9 protein-coding genes and 1 pseudogene are annotated in these 9,673 nt (G+C 38.2%); 2 read left to right on the forward strand and 8 right to left on the reverse strand.

Features of this window, described 5'->3' with window-relative positions; all coding sequences use genetic code 11:
* Positions 1-587 (forward strand): hypothetical protein (locus K1J10_RS09265; RefSeq protein WP_223357014.1); only part of this gene is annotated, 587 nt, incomplete at its 5' end.
* Between the two features lie 190 nt (positions 588-777).
* On the opposite strand, the gene K1J10_RS09270 is transcribed toward K1J10_RS09265, so the two are convergent.
* From K1J10_RS09270 to K1J10_RS09305, 8 genes are all read right to left on the reverse strand, one after another.
* The gene (locus tag K1J10_RS09270; protein WP_223357016.1) at positions 778-1,869 is read right to left on the reverse strand and encodes a glycerol dehydrogenase; all 1,092 of its coding nucleotides are present in this window, start codon (positions 1,867-1,869) and stop codon (positions 778-780) included.
* A gap of 14 nt (positions 1,870-1,883) precedes the next feature.
* Positions 1,884-2,552, reverse strand: a complete 669-nt coding sequence (locus K1J10_RS09275; RefSeq protein ID WP_135783216.1) for a fructose-6-phosphate aldolase — start codon at positions 2,550-2,552, stop codon at positions 1,884-1,886.
* A gap of 15 nt (positions 2,553-2,567) precedes the next feature.
* Positions 2,568-5,006 carry a glycyl radical protein gene (locus K1J10_RS09280; protein ID WP_223357017.1) on the reverse strand — a complete coding sequence of 813 codons (2,439 nt, stop codon included), beginning with the start codon at positions 5,004-5,006 and terminating at the stop codon, positions 2,568-2,570.
* 141 nt (positions 5,007-5,147) lie between these two features.
* A complete protein-coding gene (locus K1J10_RS09285; protein WP_223357020.1) occupies positions 5,148-6,449 on the reverse strand; it encodes a PTS sugar transporter subunit IIC in 1,302 nt (433 codons plus the stop codon).
* A gap of 11 nt (positions 6,450-6,460) precedes the next feature.
* Positions 6,461-6,769, reverse strand: coding sequence for a PTS sugar transporter subunit IIB (locus K1J10_RS09290; protein ID WP_123159800.1), 309 nt, complete (start codon positions 6,767-6,769; stop codon positions 6,461-6,463).
* A gap of 14 nt (positions 6,770-6,783) precedes the next feature.
* Positions 6,784-7,107, reverse strand: a complete 324-nt coding sequence (locus tag K1J10_RS09295) for a PTS lactose/cellobiose transporter subunit IIA (RefSeq protein WP_135783213.1) — start codon at positions 7,105-7,107, stop codon at positions 6,784-6,786.
* Positions 7,108-7,273: 166 nt separating this feature from the next.
* Entirely contained in the window at positions 7,274-8,245 is a 972-nt protein-coding gene (locus K1J10_RS09300; RefSeq protein ID WP_023022130.1) for a sugar-binding transcriptional regulator, read from the reverse strand.
* A gap of 14 nt (positions 8,246-8,259) precedes the next feature.
* Positions 8,260-9,003, reverse strand: coding sequence for a DeoR/GlpR family DNA-binding transcription regulator (locus tag K1J10_RS09305; RefSeq protein ID WP_223357022.1), 744 nt, complete (start codon positions 9,001-9,003; stop codon positions 8,260-8,262).
* Between the two features lie 130 nt (positions 9,004-9,133).
* On the opposite strand from K1J10_RS09305, the pseudogene K1J10_RS09310 reads away from it, so the two are divergent.
* Positions 9,134-9,598: pseudogene (locus tag K1J10_RS09310) on the forward strand (4Fe-4S cluster-binding domain-containing protein); the annotation flags it as partial.
* Between the last annotated feature and the right edge of the window lie 75 nt (positions 9,599-9,673).

The raw sequence follows: 9,673 nt of genomic DNA on the forward strand, positions 1-9,673 counted from the left end.
TGACACACTTGAAAGCTTATTTGATTAACACTCCGCAACTTTACTTGAGTGTTTACACAAAATTATTGACAGAATCTCTTAAAACGCTTTTACTAAGTGGTGTACGACCATATGAATATCTCATCTCAGTTTTAATACATCCAGCCATCATTACTATTTTGAATATGGTTTTGTTCCCTATTATTGCAGGGGCCGATCTTTCTAAAATTTATTTAAAGTATGGTTTGGTAGTCATGTTGACAGCTATGGCTGTTATTCTCATCAATCTATGTATTGCTGCAATTTCTTCGACACAATCAAAAGCTCAAATGAATGGTTTACCTATTATGTTGATTGTTGCAATGGGACCTAACTTGTCTCAAATGAATCCTGATATTGCCAATTTTATTAAATATACTTTTCTTGGAGCTTATACTGAATTATTCACAAAAACAGAGTTTAGTTTAACGAGTCATTCTTTTCAAGTATTAGTCGCTTGGATGATTGGTTTGTTCATTCTTACATCCTTGTCATTCAAGTTTCATAAACATTCAAAACCTCGAAATACCTTACTCAAAGAGCGTACTGTGAAAACTGAATGTGTTTAAACACAAAGGAAATTCCTTTTTTCATACACCTTCTAAAATGACAATCGGATCCAACTTGTACTTCATTTAAACTATCTTATGACAGCTAAGCTCGATTTATCTCCCGAACTCTTAAATATTCGGATCAAAGAAAAGGAACAACCATCAAAAAAACCATCGCCAACAGACGATGGTTTCTATATTTCTTTGATTAGCCTAAGGACTTGACATAAGCATCAACTGCTACAATCGTTTGAGCAATATCAGATGCTTGGACCTTGAATGGCATTTGATGGATGGTTTCTCCTTCAATCGTTGCTTGTTGGCCAACCTTGAGAAGATCTTCGTAGCTTGCATTTTCAAGATGCATTTCTTTCAGAGTCGTTGGCATGCCAATTTGTTGATAGAAACGAATGTATTTGTTCAATTCTTCTTTTGGACGGTTTTCCAAGAACAATTGAACCAAGGTTCCATAGGCTACTTTTTCACCGTGAGTCAAATGGTGGATGTCCCCAGTGAGGGCCGTAAAGCCATTATGGATGGCGTGAGCCGCTGCCAAGCCACCACTTTCAAATCCAATCCCACTGAGAAGGGTATTGGCTTCGATGATGTTTTCAAGAGCAGGCGTTACCACTTTGGCTTCACAAGCAGCCATAGCTTGAAGACCGTCTGCAAATAAGATTTCTTCACAACGTTGCGCAATCGCGACACCAGCTAAAGTTTGGTGTTTGCCTAGCATGGTTTTTCCGTTAGCTTGCATCACTGCACGCGCTTCAACCCAAGTCGCTAAGCCATCTGCGATACCAGAAGCGAGCAAACGTTTTGGTGCTTGAGAGATGACTTTGCTATCCACCAAGACCAATTCTGGGTTTTTAGAATAGAAGATATAGCGAGCAAAGGCACCTTCATCCGTATAGATAACTGACAAGGCTGAAACCGGAGCATCTGTAGAGGCAATGGTCGGAGCAATGACAACTGGTGATTTTAGAAGATCGGCAATGGCTTTTGCACTATCGATGGTCTTTCCTCCACCAAGTCCGATGACTAAGTCACAGCCATTTTCTTCTGCCAGACTGACCACACGATTGATTTCATTATCAGAAGCTTCACCGTTGAAGAACACTGGCAAGACTGTAAAGCCATACCGAAGGAGATACTTTTCAAAACGTTCCCCTACGATATCATAGACTACTGAATCACAGAGTAAAACGGGATGACTCCCCAGTTCTAAAATAGGTTTTGCATTTTCAAATAAAGCATTTTCACCTTGAATGTAACGGGATGGGCTTGCAAAATTTCTCATACACTCCTCCTTTATCAAATTGTATTCTTATGATGAACGGCTGACCAATCTGCCTCGAAGTCATCTACTGCTTTTGCAATAGAAGGCATTCCAAAAGCTGCTTCAAAGACATCTGCCCCTGCCGTAATTGCTTGTGTTCCTTCTTTAAATGCTCGATTAACTTGAGCCACATTTTTAAAGGAAGCTGCTAGAATTTTGCTTGATGAATGATTACGCTCTATGGCACTCGCTAACTGAGAAATAACCTGAGCTGAATCAATGTTTAAGTTTTCCATACGATTGTAGTAAGGTGCTAAATAGTCGGCTCCTGCTTCAATAGCTAACAGTCCTTGAAAAACAGTATAGATTGCTGTTGCAGTAATTTTGTAACCCTCTGCTTTTAACACTTTAATTGCAGCAAGTCCTTCAGGTGTTACTGGAACTTTAATATAGGTATTTTCATCGCATTGTTCTCGAATTTCGGCCGCATCTTTTAAAATTCCTTCATAATCTTTTGCGACAACTTGAACATGGATGGAAGGAGATCCTCCGATGATTTCCCGCACCTTATGGATACGATCAAAAAAATCAATGTTCCCTTCTTTTTTAGCAATTGTTGGGTTCGAAGTTACCCCAGCAAGGGGTAACACTCGTGCCCATTTTTTTATCTCATCTAAATTTAAAGTATCAAGCATAAATTCCATATACATACCTCTTTACTATAGAGTATGCTCTGTCCGTCCAATAATATCATCTTGTGTTGCTCTTGATAGTACATTGAAGAAGGCTGAGTAGCCAGCAACACGTACAATTAAGTCACGGTGTTTTTCCGGATGTTTTTGAGCATCTAACAACGTTTCTCTAGAAACCACATTGTATTGAATATGGTATCCATGTAGACGATTAAAGAACGTACGGAGTAAAGCAATAAGTTTTAATTTATCTTCTTCTTTGGCTAAAGTTTGTGGGTTTACTTTTTGGTTCAGTAAAACACCACCAACAATTTCATCTGTTGGCAATTTAGAGACAGATTTTAGAACAGATGTTGGGCCATGTTGGTCCATATTGTGGGATGGAGAGCATCCTTCTGCAAGTGGAGTCCCGGCATTACGACCGTCCGGAGTAGCTAATGTTCCACGACCTTGTCCTACATTGGCTGAAATAGAAGATGTACCTGAGTAACGAATTCCTCCGATTGGCCCACGTCCATATCGAGTATTTGGATATTTAGCAATTTCATCCACATAAATATCGTATGCTTCTCGAACTAAGCTGTCCGCATAGTCATCATCGTTTCCATACTTCGGTGCATCATGGATAAGCATCTCTTGGATTTCTTTTCCACGTTCGCCCTCGTAATCGGTTTCCAGAGCATGCCATAGCTCTTGTGGTGTTAAGCGTCCTTCTTCGAATACCAGTTTCTTGATTGCTGCAAGTGAATCGGATAAGTTTGCAATACCCACTTGTAAACCAGAAATATAATCGTAGACAGCTCCACCTTCTTTTAGGTGTTTTCCACGTCCAATACAGTCATCTGTCAAAGCTGAACAGAGGATATCTGGCACTTCTCTTTCAAGAGATAGGTCGATAGAGTTTTCTACGATCACACTCATGCGGGTTAAGTGGCGCAAAGTCTTGTCCCAAGCAGTTTGCAATTCATCGAAGCTCTTCATGTCTTTAAAATGACCAAAGCTTGGTGCAAAGCGCTTGCCAGAAGCAGGATCGATTCCGTCATTCATCGTAATGAGCAAAACTTTAGGGAAGTTCATATAACTCATACCTGTACAGCGATATCCCCATTTACCTGGAACAGCTGTTTCTACACAACCAATTGCACTGTAATCATAAGCATCTTCTTCAAGAACACCTTTTGAAATAAAGGATGGAATAATAATCTCATCATTATTGAAAGCAGGCATACCAAATCCGAGCTTCATAACTTCAATACATTCGTTCATGAAGCGGGCATCCAGACCAGCATGATAACGAACAGTTAAGTTTGGTTGAGGAAGGTGAGTTTGAGCAACTGACTTCAACACCAAATAAGACAATGGGTTGACGGCATCTTTCTTATCACGTGTTTGACCACCAATCGTAACGTTTTGATAAAGCGGACTACCTGCAGATGAGAAGGTATGTGCTTGACTACGTACTTTGTTAATTGTAATAGTCTTGATCCAAAGGTTGGTCAAGCGTTCAACAATACTCTCTTCAGTTTCCCGTCCACTTTCCAAATCAGCTTTAACGTATGGATACATATATTGGTCAAAACGTCCATATGAAAGTGAGTGACCATTTGATTCAATTTGAAGAATACATTGGATAAACCAAACAGACTGAACAGCCTCTGCAAATGTACTTGCAGGCTCATATGGAACTTTTGAGCAAATCTCTGCAATTTCAAGCAATTCCTTCTTGCGTTCAGGAGTTGCTGTTTCAGCAAGTTGTTTAGCTAATTCTACAAATCGTTGGGCATAAGCCTTCACTGCATCAACTACGATAAAGATAGAATCGTAAAAATGGTACTTATCAATGCTAGCTGGATCCGTTAGATCTAGGGCTGCTTTAGCTTGGCGAGCTCTTTCTTCAAAACCTTTCAAGCCATATTGCAATAATTTTTGATAATTGACTGCTAAGTGGGCATCTCCTGAATTCATCTTCCCTTCCATACCGAAGAATCCTGTTTCCATATAGACAGATACTTCTTCAGGTAGAAGAGCTCCAGCTCTTGCACGTAAGTTATTATTTTCCCAGAACGGTGCTATACTACGGAGCTGTTCTTTCGTTTCTTCCGTAATATAGAAGACATCACCATCCCGCTTTTCAAAAAGATCCAATTCCTTCAGAACGAACTCTAAAGTATATTCTGGGAAAATTGGAGCATCTTTATTAGAGGATGCTTGGTTTCCAGCAATCATGGATTCATCCTCAATATAGATTGTCATATTTTCAAGAATCTCTTTCAACATATAGGCACGTTTAAGAACATTTGGTTGTTCCTTATAACGATCATATGCCTTAGTTGCAAGAACAGCACGTTCAGCATCGATGTAAGGCTTCTTGTTTAAGACATCTTCACGATACTTATTCATGCGTTCAGTGAGGCTTCCAAAATATTCTGTTTTAATGCTTGTACTTGCTACTTCTACTTGTTTCATTTTTTCAAAACCTTTCTTTTGAAATTATTTTGTTTTCTTTCGTAACTATAGTAGCATTAAATTTTACGAATTTCAATGAATTATGGATTATACATATAAATTCTGTTCTAGTCGCACATCTGTGCATACCTAATAAACGCACTATTTTTCAGCTTGTAATTCATTGTTATAGGCAAGATTATCTTGGAATTTGAAGAATGGGAAATATACGACAGTCGAGGTCGCAAGAACTAGCACTTGAACGAAAGCACCTTGCCAACCTCCAACCATAAATCCAGAAATAATGGCTGGTGTACTCCAAGGAAGAGTCACACCTGAGAATGGATGCATAAATCCAATAGCAATTGATGCATAAACAATTATTGCAGCCAAAATTGGAACCAAAATAAATGGAAGGAACATAACTGGGTTCATTACGATTGGAAATCCAAATACGACGGGTTCATTGACATTAAAGATTGCAGGAAATGCTGCAACTTTCCCCAAAGCTTTATACTGTTTTGACTTAGCAGCAAATAGCATGGCAACAACCAACCCAAAGGTTATACCTGATCCGGACAAAATAAGAAAGCTATCTAAAAATTGTTGGGTAACAATGTGGGCACCATTTTCAACAGATAAATTCCCAGCCGCCAACATTGATTTATTTGCATCTAGGTTAGAAAGTAGCAAGGCTGTTACTACACCGTTGACAACTGATTGGCCATGAACACCAAACCACCACAAGAATGAAATAAAGAAAGCAATCCCAATCGCTCCGTAAAGTGATCCTGTGAGACCTTGTAGAGGAACCTGAATGACATCATAAATCATTTCAATAAAGGTACCGCCACTTGTCACTACTTTTGATACGATATAGACAATCATTGATAGTAAGAAAATCACGAAAGCAGGAATCATCGCTTCAAATTGTTTGGCAATGGCTTGAGGTACTTGTTCTGGCATTTTTATAACAATGTGTCTTTGGATAAACACAGTATAAATTGCACCAACTACCAGACCAATAATAATGGCCCCGATAATCCCTTGACCACCAAACCATACTTTTGCAATGGCATCGCCAATCGGTTCTCCCTTAGCTGGTACATAAGAAGATTTTAACAAGATAAAGAATGAAGACAGGGACAAAACTCCCGCTGGCAAGGGTTCTACTCCACTGTTCTTAGCGTAAGAATAACCAATGGAGAAGCAAGAAATTAGCCCCATGATAGCGAATGTTCCAGAATACACCTGCATAAAAGGTTCGATCCAATTATCCCCAAACACACTAGCAATGGCTTGATTAAGCCCTTCAAATGGTAATTGCCCAATAATTAAGAACAAACTACCAACTACTGTTAGTGGCAGTATTGCTAACATCCCATCTTTAAGAGCAATGATTCCTTTCATGTTTACAAATCGCATGATTGGAGCGATAATTTTCTGAGAATTAAAATTAGACATGAGAAGCCTCCTTATTTTTCTCCTAGCAATTCTAGGGCTAGGTTTAATACTTTCTTACCATCTAGCATTCCATAATCTGCCATAGGAATGACAGCAATAGGAATATGGTTTGCTTCACAAATTGCTTTTGATTTATCCAAAGTATAAGCTACTTGTGGCCCTAACAAAGCGACATCTATTTCTGGAGCAAAATCTGCTAATTTCGCTTGAGAATATGCTTCAATTTCAGCGTCAATGCCTAATTCCTGAGCTGCCACCTTCATATTATTTACCAACATCCCTGTTGAAAATCCTGCTGCACAAAACAATCCAATTTTCATTTTCTTTTTCCTCCTTATTGTTTCGCTGAAAGTTCTTTACGTAAGTCAATCATTTCTTTAATCAAGTTGATCTCTGTGATTGAAGTCATTAAGTGATCTTGTGAGTGCACAAACAAAGCTGTAATCTCTGTCTTTGTCCCACCTGCTTCTTGGGCTAAAAATTTTGTTTGCAAGTTATGCGCTTCTAGCAATGCTGCATCTGCTTTTGCAATTTCGCCTTCAGAAGATGTAAAATCACCCTCCTTAGCATATGATAAAGCTTGGTAAATATGCTGTTTAGCATCACCCGCATTTAAAATTAAGCCCATAATAATTTGGTCTGCAACAATTATTTCCATGTGCACTACACTCCTTTGTAAATCTAATGAAAGCGCTTTTTCTATTGTCAATATACCATTTATATTTTTGCCGGTCAATAAAAACTACAACATTTGATTATTGTTTTTGGTTTTTGCACATTTGTGCTGTTCAACTCAAAAAAATAAGGACTGCATCCTTGCTGTCCTATTTTTTAGTAAATTGCTGATCACCATCTAATTCTAAAACTTTTAAGATTGTCGCTTCATCTGTGACTAAATGATTGATATAGTTGGCTTTTAAAACCGATAAAATTGCTTTTGCTTTTTGATCACCGTAGGCTAACGAGATGGTATTCGGAACCTTTCTCAATTCCTCCAATGTGATAGATATTGTTCTTTCCTGTAATTCAGGATAAACGGGGATACCTTCTTGATCAAAGAAACGACAGCAGACTTCTCCTACAGCATGTTCCGACTCCAATTTCTTAAAATCATTTGTTGTTAGCATATCAAACCACTGAGGATTCTTGCTATCTGCATGGCCACCAATCCCTACAGCAGCAACATCCAAACAACGCCAACTAGCTTTCAAGTCCTCGAAATACTTAGAAGATAAGATGCCTTCCGTTACCTCAGAATTTTCTTGAATGACACTCGCGTTTATAAAATGACATTCTCCATGAAATTTACTCGCCATACTGTAGATTAGAGTATTGACATGGTAGCGAGCATGGATATGACTGGGACCTCCAGCTAGGGGATAAAATTGAACACCATCCAAACGCTTAGTTCCAACTTGTTCCACCATTAATCTGAGAGACTTGCCCCATGAAAAACCAACTGTCATTCCATCTTCAATCAAATTTCGAAGCATGACAGCACTAGCTTGCGCTAGCCGCTTTTCAAGGCTTTCTCGTGGCTCATCAACTAGATTTGGTATAATCTCGATAGCTTTCAAGCCATATTTTTGTTTGATATAATTTTCTAAATGGAAGAGGCGAGTATCAAAATTTTCAATTTCAATTTTTACAACTCCCTCTTTTTTAGCCTCCGCTAACATTCTGCTGACAGTTGTACGGTAGATTCCAGTTTCTGCTGCGATTTGCGATTGACTTTTGTCTTCAACATAGTATAGATAGGCTAATTTAGCAAGTAACTTTTTCCGTTCATCTTTCAATTGACTTCTCCTTCTTATACTAAGTTTAAAATCGTTTGCGAATCCTCAAGTTTTTCTTTCGCTTCTTGAGATATATTCTTATCTGTTATGACTCTCGAAACTTGTGAAAGTGCAAATCGTCTGACGGTTCCACATTTCCCAAATTTACTTGAATCTGTCAAGACAACCACTTCCTTAGAAACATCGGACATAGCTTGAACAACTTCACTTCTCATCATATCTTTCCCAGTAAAGCCAAGTTCATCATCATATCCGTCAACCCCTACAAAAGCAAAGGGAACTCTAAACGAGCGGATTAATTCTTTCAAAAGCGGACCTACAGTCACTCTCGATTCTTTTTGAAATTCACCACCAAGTAGGATGATTTTACAAGAATCATATTCCTGAATATAATCTGCAATAAAATAAGAATTTGTCACAATCTTGACATTCTTTTTTGTTTGGCAAATTTCTTCCGCTAGCAAAGCACATGTAGAGCCCGATTCAATCAAAACCGTGTCGTTATCCTTAATTAATTTAGCAGCTTCCTTGGCTATTCTTTTCTTGGTATCATATTGAAAGGACAATCGAACATTGATATCATCTCCACTATTTAAAACAGCATAGCCGTGTTCTCTATGCAATAATCCTTTGGATTCTAGCTTGTCCAAATCCTTTCGAATGGTCACTTTAGAGACTTGTAATTTCTCAGACAAGCTATTAACATCAATCTTTTCAAATTCCGATACTAATTTCAATATTTCATCTAAACGTTGCATTCTTTTTACCTCTTCTCTATTTTAGCAAATTTTCGAGTGAATTCAAAACAAAATAAACTTTCGTTCGTAATTGAATTAGTTTCTTAAATAATGTATAATGGACTTACTAGATTGATAGGAGAGCAAAAATATGGAACAAAATCGTGGCATAATCTTTAATATCCAACACTTTAGTATCCATGATGGCCCTGGCATCCGAACTACTGTATTTCTAAAAGGATGTCCCCTGCGTTGTCCATGGTGCTCCAATCCTGAATCCCAGCGCGCAAATCCTGAAAAAATGTTGGATGCTGTTACTAAAAAGGAAACCATCACGGGAGAAGAAAAAACAGTTACAGAAATCATAGATGATGTCTTAAAAGACGTTGACTTCTACGAAGAATCTGGTGGTGGCCTTACCCTGTCTGGTGGAGAAATCTTCGCTCAATTTGAATTTGCCAAAGCAATCTTAAAAGCTGCGAAAGAAGTTGGACTTCATACTGCAATCGAAACGACAGCTTTTGTTGAACATGAGAAATTTGTCGATCTCATTCAGTATGTTGATTTTATTTATACAGACCTTAAACATTACAATACACTTAAACATAAGAAGGTGATTCTGTCAATAATTTTGTGTAAACACTCAAGTAAAGTTGCGGAGTGTTAATCAAATAAGCTTTCAAGTGTGTCA

The sequence above is a fragment of the Streptococcus australis genome, from assembly GCF_019930045.1.
Lineage (GTDB): Bacteria > Bacillota > Bacilli > Lactobacillales > Streptococcaceae > Streptococcus > Streptococcus australis_D.